This is a genomic window from Roseovarius sp. D0-M9 (assembly GCF_037083805.1).
Classification (GTDB): domain Bacteria; phylum Pseudomonadota; class Alphaproteobacteria; order Rhodobacterales; family Rhodobacteraceae; genus Roseovarius.
In genome coordinates this window covers 58,159-74,117 of record NZ_JBAPKZ010000001.1, presented here as the reverse complement: position 1 = coordinate 74,117, position 15,959 = coordinate 58,159, and the positions used below count along the sequence as shown (strand labels likewise).

Genomic DNA, 15,959 nt, shown 5'->3' with positions numbered 1-15,959 from the left:
GTAACTCAGGCACGAGTGATTAGAATAGGGCACTCAGGAAATTTGCGGGTCTGCGCGTCTTTTGGCGGGTGTCCCAAACTATAGGAACGGGCCAACATGTCCTGGAGCGATGAACGCGTCGAGACGCTGAAGAAAATGTGGGGCGAGGGCCAGTCTGCCAGCCAGATCGCCAAGGAACTCGGCGGCGTCACCCGCAATGCCGTGATCGGCAAGGTGCACCGCCTTGGCCTGTCGAACCGCAATGGCGGCGCGGGCAGCGCAGGCGCGTCCGCCGGGGCGCAGGATGAGCCTGCGGCCCCCGCCGAGGCTGCCAAGACGGCCACCAAGCCACAGGCGAAGACGGCCAAGCCTTCGGGCAAACCTTCTGGCAAACCCTCGGAGAAACCGGCGCCCAAGCCTGCCGCCAAGGCCGAACCGGCCCCCGCGCCGGAGGAAGAGGAGGAAGTCGTCGCCGCCCCCGTGACCCGGATCAAGCCGATCATCCCGGCAGGCCAGCCGCTGCCGCCGCAGCCCTCGACCAATGAAATCGACCCCAAAGCGCTGGCAAAGGTCAGCGAGGTCGAGAAGAAGGCCAAGCGCCTGTCGCTGATGGAGCTGACCTCGCGCACCTGCAAATGGCCGGTGGGCGACCCGGCGACGGATGATTTCTGGTTCTGTGGCCTGCCGGTGCAGGCAGGCAAACCCTATTGCGAGGCCCATGTGGGCGTTGCGTTCCAGCCGATGAGTTCGCGCCGTGACCGCCGCCGCTGAAGCATTGACCGCGACCAGATATTGATTGCAAAGCCCCGTGGGATCATTTCCGCGGGGCTTTTTCTTGGCAACTGGCGGATGCCTGCGGCGCGAGTATTTCGGGAACAATGAAAGCCGGGCGGGCAGAATGGGATCGCGGGCTGATGTGGCCACCTCAAAGCGTTACGCCTTTGCTCTGTGATATCAACCGGGGCGCGGGCAACAGTCATGTCTGGCGCTGCGCCCCGTCAGCATGGCGTTCAACCAAAGGCAATGACGCGGGGGGATTTTTAGCGGCACGGCGCCTTAATCAAAGAGCTTGAAAAGCTCCCTGACCGCCTGATCCTTGACGTTGTCCTTCAACGCATCCTCGACCGATTGGCCCTCTTGCACGGTCACGCCCAGCTCCTTTTCCACGAAGCTTTCGATCTCGCGATCGACTTCCTCGCGCGCTTTCTTCTCGAGTTGCTTGCGCTCTTCGCGCAGGTTGAGGTCGATCGCCTTTTCCAGATCGGGGCGGATGCGCGGGCTGGACCACGGCCCCGTGATACTGACGGGGATGGCAAGGCCACGGCTGTTTTCGCCCTGCAAGAGGACGGGGGTAAAGAGGTAGTCGATGTCGCGGGCACCAAGGCCGATGCGCCCCTTGCCGGTTGCGGTGGCCAGCGGCATCGACATTTTCAGATCGTCCCCGCGCATGTTGCCGTCCTCGATGGCAAAGCTGGCGCCCATTTCGTCGAACACCGTCGTGCCGCCGCTGCCATCGCCCGTGCGCATCAGCCGATCGAGGTCAAAGCCCGAGATGACACCGCGCCCGGTGGCAAGGCTGAGATTGCCGCTGAGGCTGTTCATGATGGTGTCGACCGACTGACCGACGCCCAGAAAATCAAGCGTGGCCGTGCCGGTGGTCGCAAAGCGCGTGACGCCTGCGGCATCGGTCAGGAAACGCTCCATGTCGATGCCGCGCGCGGTCAGATCACCGCCAACCGAGAGGCCGGAGCGGTTGTTGGCCACCGCCTGCCCCGTCAGCGTGCCGCCATAGCCCTCAAGGCGCTTCAGCTCTGCGACGGCGCGCGCCCTGTCGATGGTCAGGCCGATATCGGCCGCGCCAAAGGTGAACTGGCCTAGATCAAGGCTGCCGGCTGTCAGCGCGATGTCAGCGTCGACGAGGCCAAGTGCGCTGGCATCAATGGGCGCGCGCGACCAGCCATCGGGCGCGGCGGGCGCCGTGCCGCCGCTGCTGCCGCCAGATGGTCCGCCCTCGCTGCCCGCCAGCATGCTGAGGTCCAGCGCCCCTGCATCGAGGCGCGCCGTCACGCGCGGGCGCTCGCCCGAGGTGACGACATCGAGCGCACCCGTCACGTTGTTGCCGCCAAGGTCAAGCGTCATGTCGCGCAACGAGATGCGGATATCCTCGGTGATGTTCAACTGGCCGGTGGCCGTGATCTCGCGGCCAAGGCCCTCGGGCAGATCGGCGGGCGTGAGGCCGAGCGCGCTCATGAACCGCCGCGTGTTGTCGATATCTGCGGTAAGGCGCGCATCCAGCTGCGGCGCCGCGCTCGCCCGGCCATCAAGGCCAAGGGTGCCACCGTCCGTCGAAATGGTGACATCGAGCGGCGAAACGCCCCCTTCGAGCAAGGGGCCGAACGCGTCGAGGCGCCCCGCGATGCGCACGTCCTGATCCGCCGGGCGCAGCACCAGATCGAATGTCGCCTCGCCGGCATAGCTGGGCCAGCGCACGTCCAGATCGACACCCGACATGTCTTGGCGCGTGTCCGTGCGCGCGTCGATGTAGGTGACGGACGCGTCAGTGATCAGCGCGCGGTCCAGCGTCAGCGCAAGGGCGCCTGATTGCGCTGCGGGCGCGGATGCGGCGTCATCGCCTTGCCCGGTGGAGGCCACGCCATCGACACCGATTTCCCAGTTGCCCCGGCCATCCGCGGCGCGTTCGATCACGATGCGCGGGCGGGCCACCTCAAGACCGGTGATGCGCACCTCGCCCCCGATAAGCGCGATGGGATCAACCCCCACCTTGAGGCTGTCCGCAGTCAGCATCGGCCCGCCCGTGGCCCAGTCCGCCGTGGCGATGGTGGTCTGTCCAGTGCTGATTCCAAGCACGGGGTAGAAGCTGATCGACGTGTCGCCCGTCATGGTGACCTCGCGGCCCGTCATCGTGCTGATCCGTTCGGCGGCGATGCGCGCAATACGCTCGCCCGGCAGGAAAAACAGAGCGCCTACCGCAAGAATCACGGCAACGAGGACAAATCCGAGGATCTTGACCAGGAACTTCATGTGCTGCCTCATAGGTCGTGGCGCATTCATGTCGCCATCTTGCACGCCAGCTTAGGCGCCCCGCCGCCGCCCGGCAATAGTTTGCCCCTTTTGCGAGGGACCGGCGTGGTCTATACCCGCGCCGATGAGCAGCAATCCTCCCGATCTTCGCCCTGACCTTGCCCGCGCGCGCCTGACCCCTGCCCCCCGGCGGGACGGGCAGCCCCATATCGGCATGGTCTCGCTGGGCTGTCCCAAGGCGCTGGTGGACAGCGAACGCATCCTGACGCGCCTGCGTGCCGAAGGGTATGGCATCTCGCCCGATTACACCGGCGCGGATGCGGTCATCGTGAACACCTGCGGCTTTCTCGACAGCGCCAAGGCCGAGAGCCTGGCCGCCATTGGCGAGGCGCTGGCCGAGAACGGCCGCGTGATCGTCACCGGCTGTCTGGGGGCAGAGCCCGAGTACATCACCGGCGCGCATCCCAGCGTCATGGCCGTGACGGGCCCGCACCAGTACGAGCAGGTATTGGACGCGGTGCATGCCGCCGTGCCGCCCCGGCCCGATCCCTACATCGACCTCTTGCCCGCATCCGGGGTCAGCCTGACGCCTAGGCACTACTCTTATCTCAAGATTTCAGAGGGTTGCAACCACAAGTGCAAGTTCTGCATTATCCCCGACATGCGCGGTCGCCTTGCCTCGCGGCCAGCGCATGCGGTGCTGCGCGAGGCTGAAAAGCTGGTCGAAAATGGCGTGCGCGAGCTCCTCGTCATCAGTCAGGATACCTCGGCCTATGGCGTCGATATTAAACACGCTACCGAGCGCGACCACCGGGCGCATATCACCGATCTGGCGCGCGATCTGGGCCATCTGGGCGCTTGGGTGCGCCTGCACTACGTCTATCCCTACCCGCATGTGCGCCAGCTCATCCCGCTGATGGCCGAGGGGCTGGTCTTGCCCTATCTAGATATTCCGTTTCAGCATGCTCATCCCGATGTGCTGCGCCGGATGGCCCGTCCCGCCGCCGCCGCCAGGACACTGGACGAAATCGCCGCATGGCGCGCCGATTGCCCCGATATCACGCTGCGCAGCACGTTCATCGTTGGCTATCCGGGCGAGACGGAGGCCGAGTTCCAGACCCTTCTTGACTGGCTGGACGAAGCGCAGCTCGATCGCGTCGGGTGTTTCCAGTATGAAAACGTCGCCGGCGCGCGATCCAACGATCTGCCGGATCATGTGCCGGACGAGGTCAAGCAAGATCGCTGGGATCGTTTCATGGAAAAGGCGCAGGCGATTTCCGTGAACAAGCTGGCGGCCAAGGTTGGGTCGGTGCAAGACGTGCTGATCGACGACATCGACGAAGACGGAATCGCGACCTGCCGCACCAAGGCCGATGCGCCAGAGATCGACGGCAACCTTTTCATCGATGAGGGCACCGAGGGACTGAGCGTTGGCGAAATCGTGCGTGTCGAGGTCGATGAGGCAGGCGAATACGATCTCTGGGGCGCGCTGATCCGCTGAGCCGGCTTGAAAATCGGGGTTTCGGGGTCAATTTAAGGGTATCCTTCTTCCAAAAGGCGAATTTCCCGGCTCGCGTTGACCTTTCATCAATGGTCGACCGCTACCCTGAAAGCTATGATCGCAATGTCCTACCCTCCCTATTCCCGTAACGAGCGGCTGGCCGATGGCGCGGTGCATGTCATCGGCCTTGCGCTGGCCATCGCAGCGGTGATGTGGCTCTTTGCGGGCTTGCCGGGCGATACGACTGCAGGGCTATGGGTGTCCCTCGTGGTCTATTCAGCCGCACTTCTGATCATGTTGGGCGCATCAGGCGCGTATCACATCCTCGCCGATACGGGCCTCAGGCCAGTCTTGCGCCGGGTGGATCACGCCGCGATCTACGTCAAGATCGCCGGCACATTCACGCCTCTGGCGGCGCTGCTGGGCACCGCCTTCGGGTATGTCACCCTGTTGGCGGTCTGGACGCTGGCCCTGATCGGCGCGGGTGCCAAGCTGATGACTGGTAGGGGGAAAATGCACACGGGCTTTTGGCCCTATCTGGTGCTCGGATGGCTTGGGCTCGCGCTTTTCATACCGCTGATCCCGCGATTGCCGAGCCTCAGCCTGGGCCTGATCCTTGCGGGCGGTCTGCTTTATACTGCTGGAATCTTGTTCTACGCGTGGGAAAAGCTGCGCTTTTCCACTGCGATATGGCACGGATTCGTGATGGTCGCCTCGGGCTGTTTTTTTGCCGCCATCGCAGCTGCGCTACAGATGATCTAAAGCGTTTCGCGAAAACCGTGCATCACGGCGTTTTGCGAAACGCAGAGCCGCATATAGGCGTTGCACGCGTTTCGCCTTTCGCTGATATCTCAGGGTAAGGGCGAAACGCTTTAGCGCGCGTAGGTCGCCAGCCATTCCTCGACGCAGGTTTGCACATGGCGAAAGCGGTCGCCGCCCAGATGCTTACCACCATACCAACGCGTCACGACGATGATGTAGCCATGCAGCGCCTCGCGCTCGAGCATCCGCACGATCACCATACCCGCCCCCGCTTCGCCATCATCGCCCTTGAGGGGGGTGCCATCCGGCAGAAGGACGGCCCATGTATTATGGGTCGCCTTGGCGAATTTCTTGTCTCGTTTCAGATCCTTGAGAAACGCATCGGCATCTTCTCGGGATCCGGCGGGGCCGCCGGAGACCGCGTATTTCGATCCCCGGTCACTGACCACGCCGGTCATTTGCCACATCCGCCGAACGCTCATTTTTCCGGCTACAGCCCGGCGTTCACACGTCTCACCGTCTCCATGCGCTGGGCATTGGGCGGATGGGTGCCGAGAAAGCGATCACCCGGATCGGCGATCTGGGTAAAGAACTCGGCACCGCGCACCGGATTGTATCCCGCGCGCTTGGTAATGATCGTGCCCAGCGCGTCGGCCTCCAGCTCGTAATCCTTGGAGTAGCTCCGCGCGCCGAGGCCAGCGCCGATATCGGTCGCACTTTGAACCGCACCCTCGCCCGCGCCGGTGATGGCCGCAAGGCCCCCCAGCAGGATTGCACCTGCCATGGCATTGTTGCGCTGGCGGTCCAGATGCCCGGCAATGTGATGCGCCGCCTCATGGCCCATCACGAACGCCAACTCGTCGCGGTTGCGCACCTCGGCAATCAGCGCGAGGTTGAAGGCCAGAATGGGCCGGCCCTGTCTGTCCACGGTCTGAAAGGCGTTGGCGGGCTGGCCGGGACGGTCATCGACGACAATACGAAAATCACAGTTGATATTCCGCGTTCGCGCTTCGCACTCCCGCTCTGCCACAGGCTCGACCGAGGCGACGACGGCCTTGAACTGAGCTATCGAAGCGGAGCTGGGTGTCGAAGGCGCCCTTTGCTGCTGTACCTGCGCAGAAGGCTGGCCCGAGGGCCCGCCAGTGGAAGGTGGCGGCGCATCGCAAGCGGCCAGCGCCAGCACGCAGAGCAGGGTGAGCTTTCGCATGGAAATCCTCCGGACAATCGACATTTCAGCCATCCTACCGGTGGCCGCCCCCAAGGACCAGAGCGATTGCACGGCCCTTGCAACGCGCCGCCGATGCCGTCACGTTGACCGATGAAAATTCCAATCAGGAGCCATGCCATGTTTTCGATCGAGCATGATTTCGACGCCACTGTCGTGACCCTCGTCGATGAGGGCCCCGCGCCGCTTCAGGAGGATGTGGTGATCGAGGCATTTGAGGAATGCATTGCGATCCGCCAGTTCGACGCGCGACAGGGCGAGATGCGCACTGTCACCCTGTCGATGGCGCAACTGCGCGATCTGGGCGCGGCGCTGAACCTGCCCGAGGGTGTTTACACAAGCGCCACTCTGATCGGTCAAAAGTAGTCGCTCTGCGGGCTGTTACCGGGGGCGGCAGCCCCTTGACCCCGCGCGCGCCCCGCCCGACATAGGGGCGTGACCCCAAGAGCTGGAGCCTGACCATGCCGACCCCCCGCCCAGATGTGCTGGATTTTCTGGCCACGCGCCGCTCACGCCCTGCCAAGACGCTGGGATTGCCCGTGCCGGATCGCGCGGCGCTGATGCCGCTGCTTGAGATGGCCGCGCGAACGCCCGACCACGGCAAGCTGGAGCCGTGGCGCTTTGTGGTGCTCGAACGTGCTGCGCTGCTGCGGATCTCGGCGATGATCCCCGCCCTGCCCGGCGCCCCCGACGCAGAAGCGGTCCTGAAGGCACAGGCGCAATACGGGGAGGCGCATCTGGCCGTCGCGGTGATCGAAGTGCAGCAGCCCTCGCCCAAGATACCGCCCATCGAACAGACATATTCCGCAGGCGCTGTATGTCTTGCGCTGCTGAACGCCGCGCTGGCCGCCGGGTGGGGGGCCAACTGGCTCACTGGTTGGGCCAGCCATGATCGCGGCTTTGCCGAGGGCGTCATGGGCCTTGGCTCGCACGAACGGATCGCGGGCCTCATCCATATCGGCACCGAAACCAGCGCCCCGCCCGAGCGGCCCCGCCCCGATATTGGCGCCATCACCACGTGGGTCAGCGAATGATCTTCGCCTCCTTTGCCAAGGCGCTCGGCCAGATGGGTGATCCGCGCTTTCGCCGGGTGCTGATCCTCGGGATTGCTCTGACGCTGGCGCTGCTCTTTGCTGTCTATGCGCTGGTTCTGATCGGGATTTCATGGCTGACGGGCGATGCGGTGACGCTGCCGCTGGTGGGTGAAGTGCGCTGGCTGGATGACCTTCTGGGATGGACCAGCCTCCTTGCCATGATGATCATGTCCATCTTCCTCATGGTGCCGGTGGCCTCCGCCATCACCTCGCTCTTTCTGGACGATGTGGCGGCGGCGGTCGAGGCGCGGCACTATCCGGCGCTTCCCGATGTCCCGCCCATGCCGTGGAGCGATGCGATCCGCGACACGGTCGGGTTTCTGGGGGTGCTGATCGGCGCGAACCTCCTGGCGCTGATCCTCTACGTCGCGCTGCCGTTCGGGGCCTTCGCGATCTTCTGGGGCCTCAACGGGTACCTTTTGGGGCGCGAATACTTCCAGCTGGCCGCGATGCGCCGGCTGGGCCGCGCGGGCGCGCAGGAGTTGCGCAAACGGCACTGGCTCAAAGTCTGGGGCGCGGGCGTCCTGATGGCGATTCCCCTATCTGTTCCGCTGATCAACCTGATCATTCCCATATTGGGTGCGGCGACCTTTACCCACCTAGTCCACGCCCTTCGACAGGACCCGGGCCGAAGCGGTTGAACAGGTCGATATCATCCATCGTGACGATACCGCCAAGCACGACCCAAGCCACAATCGCCCAGATCACAAAGGCAACGCCCGTGGTGATCCATGCCTTTTTCTTGAGATCATGCCGCTCGGGCGAGCCGTGATGCGTGCCCGGCACGGTATTGCCCGCCTCACCTTGGGTTTGAAGGCGGATCGGGATGGCGACGAAGAAGGTCATGAACCAGATGACCGCATAGAGAACCAGGCCGGAGACGGGACCCATCAGACTTCCTCCAACTCGATGAGGCATCCATTGAAATCCTTTGGATGCAGGAAAAGGACCGGCTTGCCATGGGCGCCGATCTTGGGGGTGCCATCGCCCAGCACCCGCGCGCCCGATGCCGTCAGGCGCTCGGCCGCAGCAGTGATATCCTCGACCTCATAGCACACATGATGGATGCCGCCTGCCGGGTTCTTGTCGAGAAAGCCGCGAATCGGGCTGGCATCCCCCAGCGGGTAGAGCAGCTCGATCTTGGTGTTTGGCAAAGCGATGAAAACGACCGTGACGCCATGATCCGGCTCGTCTTGGGGCGCACCCACGTCAGCGCCCAAAGCGCCGGAATACTGTGCGATCGCCGCATCGAGGTCTGGCACCGCAATGGCAACGTGATTGAGACGTCCGATCATGTCTGGTCCTTTGCTGCGCGGCGTTACTACGCCCTGTCGCGTTATATGGAACGTGCGCGCCGCGAGGGCAAGCGACGCGGCGTCGCACGGGGTCTGTCAGGGCGGCCGGCGCGCTGCGCGCGAGGGTGAATTTTTTGCGACGGCCATTAACCCCGCGTTAGCCAAGTCTGCGTAACGCTTGTGCCATGGATGCTGCCAACCGAAGGATGAAAACATGGACGATCTGCCCGGACTGACCCCGATCCCTTGCCCCACTCCTGCGCGCCCATTGCTGGGCATGACGATCCTCGTGGTCGAAGACAGCCTTTATGCCTGTGACGCGATGCGCCTGATGTGCCTGCATTCGGGCGCCCGCATCCGCCGGGCCGATTGCCTGCGCTCGGCGCGGCGCCACTTGCAGGTCTACCGCCCATCGGCGGTCATCATCGATCACGGCTTGCCGGATGGATCGGGTCTTGCCCTGATCAAGGAGCTGTCGGAGGGCCAGCCACGCGTGACCTCGATCCTTGGATCGAGCGGCAGCGAGGGCGCCGAGGATGCCGCCCTGGCGGCCGGTGCGGACGGCTTCCTTGCCAAGCCTGTGACCAACCTCGGCGTGTTCCAGCAGACCATGCTCGCCACGCTGCCCCAGGACCGCCAGCCAAAAGGCCCGCGTATCCTGCGCAACGACGAAGTGTTTCCCGATCCGCTGGCCTATCGCGACGATATGATTCATGTGTCCAACCTTCTGGACGAACATTCCGAAGGTCCGATTCTGGACTATGTCGCACAGTTTCTGGGCGGTGTCGCACGCTCTGCCGATGACCGGCAACTGGCACAGGCGGCCGATGCCCTGGGCGCGCAGCGGCGCGGCGGGGCGGCGCTGAATTCTCGTGTCGCGCAAGTCGCGGGTCTGGTTCAGGAGAGGCTGAGCGCCCGAGCGGCGATGTAGCGCCGCGACCAGAGCCAAGCAGTCTCATGCAGGTCCGCAAAGGTTGGTGATGCTCGGCCGTTGATACCCGCTTTCCTTGCGCGCCCATGCCCCTATGATCGCCCGCGTCAAAGGAGCGAACCGATTATGAGCGATGCACGCCCGCGCGGCCCCATCATCGAAGGCTGGACACCCCCGCCTCGGCCCGAGGGCCTGACTCTTGCCGGCCCCAATGTCCGGCTAGAGCCACTGGATGCCGAGGCGCATGCGGCGCTGCTCTTTCGCGCCTATGACGGCCATGACAGCGTCTGGGATTACATGCCTGCCGGGCCGTTCGCCTCCTCGGCGCAGTTTCACCGCTGGGTGCGCGATATCACGGCCTCGCCCGATTATGTCTTTTTCGCCATCTACGATCTTGCGCGCGATGCCTACGGCGGCATCGCATCATACCTCAGGATCAAGCCCGAAGCAGGCTCCATCGAGGTCGGCTATATCGCCATGGCACCGCAACTGCAGCGCACGATCGCCGCCACCGAGGCCATGTATCTGATGATGGATTGGGCGTTCCGGGCGGGCTATCGGCGCTATGAGTGGAAATGCGATGCGCTCAACATGCCGTCGCGCCGCGCGGCGCAGCGGCTGGGCCTCAGCTATGAGGGGATTTTCCGGCAGGCGACGGTGGTCAAGGGGCGCAACCGCGACACCGCATGGTTTGCCGCCATCGACGCCGAGTGGCCTGCACTGGACGAGGCGTTTCGGCTCTGGCTCGATCCGTCGAATTTCGATTCCGCCGGAGTGCAGCGCTCGTCGCTCAGCGATCTGACGCGGCTGGTGCGGGTGGCCAGCGATCCGGCGCAAAAGCACTAGTCCCCGGAACCCGGCACAGCCTGCGGCGTTCCTGAACGGCCACGTATACAAGGAACGCAGCCATGACCGACATCTATTCCGCCATCAAGGCCGACCACGACCACCACCGCGCGCTTCTGGAGCGAATCGCCGATACGTCAGGCGCGTCGAGCGCGCGCAAGACGGCGTGGGAGGAATTCTACTCTGACGTCAAAAGCCACGGCGCCGCCGAGGAAGAGACATTCTATTCCAAGCTGATTTCCAAGACCTGGGGGCAGGACGCAGCTCGTCATTCGGTGCACGAGCATCAGCAGATCGACGACCTGATGGAAGAGCTGCGCGAAATGGACATGGCCGAGGGCGCGTGGCTGCAAAAGTTCAAGACCCTGCGCCACGATTACGAGCATCACATCGACGAGGAAGAGGAGGAGGTCTTTGCCCGCGCGCGCGAGGTTGTCCCGCAGACCGAGATCGAAGGCTATGGCGAGCGGTTTGCCAAGCGCAAGAACGAGGAGCGCAAGCTGATCGAGAAAAAGCGCGAGGACAGTCTGGAAGACTGACCCCGCGCCCTGGTGTGACTTGTCTTGTTGTTACTTGTCCTGCGGGACGACGCGCAGGCCCAGTTCCATCAGCTGATCGGAGGTCGGCGCGCTGGGGGCGTTCATCATCAGATCCTCGGCGCGCTGGTTCATCGGGAACATGATGACTTCGCGGATGTTCGCCTCATCGGCCAGCAGCATCACGATACGGTCAATGCCCGCCGCGCAGCCCCCGTGCGGCGGCGCCCCATATTGAAACGCCTGTACCAGCCCACCAAAGCGGCTGTGAACCTCGGCCTCGTCATAGCCCGCCTTCTCGAACGCCGCGATCATGACATCGAGGCGGTGGTTCCGGATCGCGCCCGACACCAGCTCATACCCGTTGCAGGCCAGATCATATTGATAGCCCAGGACCTTCAGCGGATCGCCTTGCAGCGCATCCAGCCCGCCCTGCGGCATCGAGAACGGGTTGTGCGAGAAGTCGATCTTGCCCGTCTCCTCGTCGGCCTCATACATCGGAAAGTCGACGATCCACGCAAAGGCGAAGCGGTTTTGGTCCGTCAGCTTCAACTCATTGCCGATCTCGACCCGCGCGCGGCCCGCGACACGCTCGAAGCTGGCGGGTTTGCCACCGAGGAAGAAGGCCGCGTCGCCCTTGCCCAGACCCAGCTGCTGGCGGATCGCCTCGGTGCGCTCGGGGCCGATGTTCTTGGCCAGCGGGCCAGCCGCCTCCATCCCGTCATCGCCATCGCGCCAGAAGATATAGCCCATCCCCGGCAGGCCCTCTTTCTGGGCAAAGGCATTCATGCGGTCGCAGAACTTGCGGCTGCCGCCACCGGGCGCGGGGATGGCGCGCACTTCGGTGCCGTCCTGCTCCAGCAGCTTGGCAAAGATGGCAAAGCCGGAGCCTTTGAAATGCTCGCTCACGATCTGCATCTTGATCGGGTTGCGCAGGTCGGGCTTGTCGGTGCCATACCAGAGCGCCGCGTCGGCATAGCTGATCTGGGGCCAGACATCGTCGACGGTGCGGCCGCCACCGAATTCATCGAAAATGCCCTGAATGACCGGCTGGATCGTGTCAAACACGTCCTGCTGCTCGACAAAGCTCATCTCGAGGTCGAGCTGATAGAAATCAGTGGGCGAGCGGTCGGCGCGCGGATCCTCGTCGCGAAAGCACGGCGCGATCTGGAAATACTTGTCAAAGCCCGAGACCATGATCAGCTGCTTGAAAAGCTGCGGCGCCTGCGGCAGCGCATAGAATTTGCCGGGATGCAGACGGCTGGGCACCAGAAAGTCCCGCGCGCCCTCGGGCGAGGAGGCGGTGATGATCGGCGTTTGATACTCGCGGAATTTCTGGTCCCACATCCGGCGGCGCATGGAGGCGACGACATCGCTGCGCAAGGTCATGTTGCGCTGCATCGCCTCGCGGCGCAGGTCCAGATAACGGTGCTTGAGGCGCGTCTCCTCGGGATACTCCTGATCGCCGAACACCATCAGCGGCAGTTCCTTGGCGCTGCCCAGCACCTCGATGTCGCGAATAAAGACTTCGATCTCGCCAGTCGGCAGCTTGGGGTTCACCAGCGCCTCGTCGCGCGCTTTGACCTCGCCGTCGATGCGGACGCACCACTCGCTGCGCACCGCGTCCACGGCGGCAAAGGCGGCGCTGTCAGGATCGCAGATCAGCTGCGTCATGCCGTAGTGGTCGCGCAGGTCGACAAAGAGGACGCCGCCGTGATCGCGGATGCGGTGGACCCAGCCCGAAAGGCGCACTGTGTCGCCCACGTTCGATTTGGTCAGGTCGGCGCAGGTATGGCTGCGATAGGCGTGCATGCGGATTATCCTCTTTGGCGGCCACCGCGCGCGGCGCGGCGGGCGATTTTGGCGGCTGGTCTGGCGCTCGCGCCGATACACATGGCTGGGGCGGCAAAGTCAAGGGGCGCGGGGCACCAAGGGCCCGGTGCGGGCGCCAGTGCGGTCCGGGTGCGCCGGCATCACGAGCGCCATTTACAAGTGTCGCAGATCGCGCAATCATCGGATGACGCTAGGTAATCTTGAGTGACCGGCGGCGCGGAGCAAAGGCGCCAGCAGGATGCTCACCGCGCGCCGCACACAGCGCCGTCTCGTCAGGGTGGCGCAACAAAGGCAAGGAGACACGAATGTGGAGCAGTGCGCTTGATCGTTTCCTGAAAGGCTTCGTTCGGCAGGGCCACCTCAGCGTGACCTACCCCTCGGGCCGGGTCCACGTTTATCGCGGCGATGCGCCCGGCCCCGACATCTCGGTTGCGCTGAAGGATTTCGCGCTCGTTCGGCACCTCGTCCTGTCGCCCGAGATGGCCGTGGGCGAAGCCTATTCCGATGGCCGGCTCACCATCGAGCAGGACGATCTGGAAGGGTTCCTGCGGCTTTGCATCGCCAATGTGGCGGCGCAGGGCAAAAACTGGACAAAGCGGCCCATGCATGTGCTGCGCTACCTGCGGCGGCGCGCGGCGCAGTTCAATCCGGCGACGCGCGCGCGGGACAATGTCGCGCATCACTACGACCTCTCGGGCGCGCTCTATGATCTCTTTCTAGAGCCGGATCGCCAGTATTCCTGCGCCTATTTCCAGCGTCCCGACATGACCCTCGAAGAGGCGCAGGCCGCCAAGAAGGCGCATATCGCCCGCAAGCTGCTACTGGAGCCGGGGATGCGGGTGCTGGATATCGGTTGCGGGTGGGGCGGGATGGGCCTGACCCTTGCGCGCGACTACGGTGCCCAGGTTGTTGGCGTCACCCTGAGCGAGGAGCAACACCGCATGGCGCGCCACCGTGCGCGGGAGGCAGGGCTGGAAGATCGCGTGGATTTCCGCCTGATGGATTACCGAAGCGTCGATGGCCAGTTTGATCGCATCGTCTCGGTCGGCATGTTCGAGCATGTGGGCGTGCCGCATTACGAGGAGTATTTCGACAAGATCCGCCGCCTGCTGAAAGAGGATGGCGCGGCGCTGGTCCATACGATCGGACGGGCCAAGCCGCCGGGCACGACAAACCCATGGATCGACAAGTACATCTTTCCGGGCGGCTACGTCCCTGCCCTCTCCGAGATGTCGCGCGCGGTCGAGGACGCGGGCCTGATCGCCACGGATGTCGAGGTCTGGCGTCTGCACTACGCCGAGACGTTGCGCCATTGGTATGATCGCTTCATGGAAAACCTCGCTGAGGCCCGTGCGCTCTATGACGAGCAGTTCTGCCGCATGTGGCGCTATTACCTCAAGGCGTCCGAGCTGACCTTTCGGCTCGACCGGCAGGTCGTATTCCAGATGCAGCTGGCCCGCTCGCAGGATGCCGTGCCGCTGACGCGCGATTACCTCTACGGAAGGAACTGACCCGAAGGCGTTTACCGGCTGCCAGTCTGGTTGCCACCGTGGTTACCAGTCTGGATGCTTGGCTGGATGCGCGCAAACCGCGTCTTCCAAAGCGCCTCTTCGTATTCGGCCTCCGCGGTGCTGTCATGGACGACGCCCCCGCCCACATTCATGACGACGCGGCCCGCCTCGACCATCAGGGTCCGGATCGCGACGTTGAACTCGGCACGCCCGTCCGGCGCGGCCCAGCCAATGGTGCCGCAGTAAATCTCGCGCGGGGCCTCTTCGAGCGCGGCAAGGATCTGCATCGCGCGCAGCTTGGGCGCACCCGTGATGGACCCGCATGGGAACAGCGCAGCAAAGATTTCGGCCAGCCCGGTGCCCGCCTGCATCTGGCCCGCGATGAGCGAGGTCATCTGGTGGACGGTGCTATAGCTTTCGACGGTGAAAAGCTCGGGCACCGTGACGCTGCCGGGGGCGCAGATCCGGCTGATATCGTTGCGCAAGAGATCGACGATCATGAGGTTCTCGGCGCGGTTCTTGTCATCGGCCGCCAGAAACAGGCGGCGCCGCGCGTCCTCGGCCGCGTCCAGGCTGCGCGGCTGCGTGCCCTTCATCGGGCGCGTCTCGATGCGCCCCTGCGCATCCGTGCGAAAGAAAAGCTCGGGCGAGCGCGACAGGATCGCGGGCCCGCTCTCTTGGGTCACCAGCGCGCCAAAGCGCACCGGCTGCACGGCGGCGAGCGCGCCATAGAGCGCTGCAGGCGTGCCGGTCGCCTTGGCTGCCAGCGGAAAGGTGAGGTTGGCCTGATAGATATCGCCCGCCCCAATAAAGTCATGCACCGTTTGAAACGCCGCGCCATAGCGCGCGGCGTCCCATGCGGGGGTCAGATCCGACAGGCTCGCTGCATTGGCGCAAGGCTCGAGCGCCAATTCGGGCGCCAGCTCGGGCGCGTCATAAACGCCAAAGCAGATCAGCGGCAGCCGCCGCGCCGAAGGCATAAGGGGCGCCAGCCGCGGCTCGAGTGCATAGCCCAGCTCGTAACTCGCATAACCGGCAAGCCAGGCGCCGCCCTTGCGCGCGGCATCCAGCGCGGCGAGCGCGCCCGGCACCTCGTGCGGCTCCTGCGCCGTGATCATCCCGCGCGGGGCTGCAAAGCGGCTGGCGCCTGCCCCGAGGGGGCCATTGTCAAAGCGAATTTCCACCGGCACCTCCACTGCGCTGCGCCCTGCCGCGCTACCTAGAGTGGCGGCGCACCGAAAAACAGGGGTAATCGGCGATAGCGTCCCTCTGCGCCGGCCCAATCCCCTTGCGCCGGGGCGATGCATGGATATAACGCCAACAATTTGCGCGCCCGCCGCTCGCACCGCGACTCGTACCCTGAGCTGATGCACCCGGCGGGCCCCGCGCGATCACAGCTTCCAA

Annotated in this window: 17 protein-coding genes; 10 read left to right on the top strand and 7 right to left on the bottom strand. The window is 64.4% G+C overall.

What is annotated here, in order from left to right; all coding sequences use genetic code 11:
• Positions 1-96: 96 nt before the first annotated feature.
• Positions 97-750 (top strand): GcrA family cell cycle regulator, encoded by a 654-nt coding sequence (locus V8352_RS00395; RefSeq protein ID WP_336422272.1) that lies wholly within the window; start codon positions 97-99, stop codon positions 748-750.
• A 285-nt stretch (positions 751-1,035) separates the two neighbouring features.
• Here the strand turns inward: V8352_RS00395 and V8352_RS00390 are convergent, their stop codons facing one another.
• On the bottom strand, positions 1,036-3,021 hold the full coding sequence (locus tag V8352_RS00390; RefSeq protein WP_336422271.1) for an AsmA family protein: 1,986 nt from the start codon (positions 3,019-3,021) through the stop codon (positions 1,036-1,038).
• A 124-nt stretch (positions 3,022-3,145) separates the two neighbouring features.
• On the opposite strand from V8352_RS00390, the gene rimO reads away from it, so the two are divergent.
• Together rimO and trhA are read left to right on the top strand one after the other, a co-directional pair.
• Positions 3,146-4,522 (top strand): 30S ribosomal protein S12 methylthiotransferase RimO, encoded by a 1,377-nt coding sequence (gene rimO, locus V8352_RS00385; protein WP_336422270.1) that lies wholly within the window; start codon positions 3,146-3,148, stop codon positions 4,520-4,522.
• 123 nt (positions 4,523-4,645) lie between these two features.
• Positions 4,646-5,284 carry a PAQR family membrane homeostasis protein TrhA gene (gene trhA / locus V8352_RS00380; RefSeq protein WP_336422269.1) on the top strand — a complete coding sequence of 213 codons (639 nt, stop codon included), beginning with the start codon at positions 4,646-4,648 and terminating at the stop codon, positions 5,282-5,284.
• Between the two features lie 110 nt (positions 5,285-5,394).
• Here trhA and V8352_RS00375 read toward each other — a convergent pair whose 3' ends face one another.
• Together V8352_RS00375 and V8352_RS00370 are read right to left on the bottom strand one after the other, a co-directional pair.
• Positions 5,395-5,751: a YigZ family protein gene (locus V8352_RS00375; protein WP_336422268.1), complete on the bottom strand. Its 357-nt coding sequence runs from the start codon at positions 5,749-5,751 to the stop codon at positions 5,395-5,397.
• Positions 5,752-5,774: 23 nt separating this feature from the next.
• Complete coding sequence (locus V8352_RS00370) at positions 5,775-6,491, bottom strand: M48 family metallopeptidase (protein WP_336422267.1); 717 nt, start codon at positions 6,489-6,491, stop codon at positions 5,775-5,777.
• A 138-nt stretch (positions 6,492-6,629) separates the two neighbouring features.
• On the opposite strand from V8352_RS00370, the gene V8352_RS00365 reads away from it, so the two are divergent.
• The 3 genes from V8352_RS00365 (at position 6,630) to V8352_RS00355 (ending at position 8,244) form a co-directional block, all read left to right on the top strand.
• The gene (locus V8352_RS00365) at positions 6,630-6,875 is read left to right on the top strand and encodes a hypothetical protein (protein ID WP_336422266.1); all 246 of its coding nucleotides are present in this window, start codon (positions 6,630-6,632) and stop codon (positions 6,873-6,875) included.
• A gap of 95 nt (positions 6,876-6,970) precedes the next feature.
• Positions 6,971-7,543 (top strand): nitroreductase family protein, encoded by a 573-nt coding sequence (locus tag V8352_RS00360; RefSeq protein WP_336422265.1) that lies wholly within the window; start codon positions 6,971-6,973, stop codon positions 7,541-7,543.
• Positions 7,540-8,244 (top strand): EI24 domain-containing protein, encoded by a 705-nt coding sequence (locus V8352_RS00355; RefSeq protein ID WP_336422264.1) that lies wholly within the window; start codon positions 7,540-7,542, stop codon positions 8,242-8,244. Before V8352_RS00360 ends, V8352_RS00355 begins: the two co-directional genes overlap by 4 nt.
• On the opposite strand, the gene V8352_RS00350 is transcribed toward V8352_RS00355, so the two are convergent.
• Together V8352_RS00350 and mce are read right to left on the bottom strand one after the other, a co-directional pair.
• Positions 8,195-8,494 (bottom strand): DUF1467 family protein, encoded by a 300-nt coding sequence (locus tag V8352_RS00350; protein ID WP_336422263.1) that lies wholly within the window; start codon positions 8,492-8,494, stop codon positions 8,195-8,197. The two genes, V8352_RS00355 and V8352_RS00350, sit on opposite strands and share 50 nt — an antisense overlap.
• Positions 8,494-8,898: a methylmalonyl-CoA epimerase gene (gene mce, locus V8352_RS00345; protein WP_336422262.1), complete on the bottom strand. Its 405-nt coding sequence runs from the start codon at positions 8,896-8,898 to the stop codon at positions 8,494-8,496. Before mce ends, V8352_RS00350 begins: the two co-directional genes overlap by 1 nt.
• 214 nt (positions 8,899-9,112) lie before the next feature.
• Here mce and V8352_RS00340 point away from each other — a divergent pair, with 214 nt between their 5' ends.
• The 3 genes from V8352_RS00340 (at position 9,113) to V8352_RS00330 (ending at position 11,214) form a co-directional block, all read left to right on the top strand.
• The gene (locus V8352_RS00340) at positions 9,113-9,829 is read left to right on the top strand and encodes a response regulator (RefSeq protein WP_336422261.1); all 717 of its coding nucleotides are present in this window, start codon (positions 9,113-9,115) and stop codon (positions 9,827-9,829) included.
• A 126-nt stretch (positions 9,830-9,955) separates the two neighbouring features.
• A complete protein-coding gene (locus tag V8352_RS00335) occupies positions 9,956-10,675 on the top strand; it encodes a GNAT family N-acetyltransferase (RefSeq protein WP_336422260.1) in 720 nt (239 codons plus the stop codon).
• A 62-nt stretch (positions 10,676-10,737) separates the two neighbouring features.
• A complete protein-coding gene (locus V8352_RS00330) occupies positions 10,738-11,214 on the top strand; it encodes a hemerythrin domain-containing protein (protein WP_336422259.1) in 477 nt (158 codons plus the stop codon).
• Between the two features lie 30 nt (positions 11,215-11,244).
• Here V8352_RS00330 and aspS read toward each other — a convergent pair whose 3' ends face one another.
• Complete coding sequence (aspS, locus tag V8352_RS00325) at positions 11,245-13,023, bottom strand: aspartate--tRNA ligase (protein WP_336422258.1); 1,779 nt, start codon at positions 13,021-13,023, stop codon at positions 11,245-11,247.
• Positions 13,024-13,349: 326 nt separating this feature from the next.
• On the opposite strand from aspS, the gene V8352_RS00320 reads away from it, so the two are divergent.
• Positions 13,350-14,555, top strand: coding sequence for a cyclopropane-fatty-acyl-phospholipid synthase family protein (locus V8352_RS00320; protein WP_336422257.1), 1,206 nt, complete (start codon positions 13,350-13,352; stop codon positions 14,553-14,555).
• Between the two features lie 11 nt (positions 14,556-14,566).
• Here the strand turns inward: V8352_RS00320 and V8352_RS00315 are convergent, their stop codons facing one another.
• Positions 14,567-15,739: an aminodeoxychorismate synthase component I gene (locus V8352_RS00315; RefSeq protein ID WP_336422256.1), complete on the bottom strand. Its 1,173-nt coding sequence runs from the start codon at positions 15,737-15,739 to the stop codon at positions 14,567-14,569.
• Positions 15,740-15,959 lie beyond the last annotated feature (220 nt).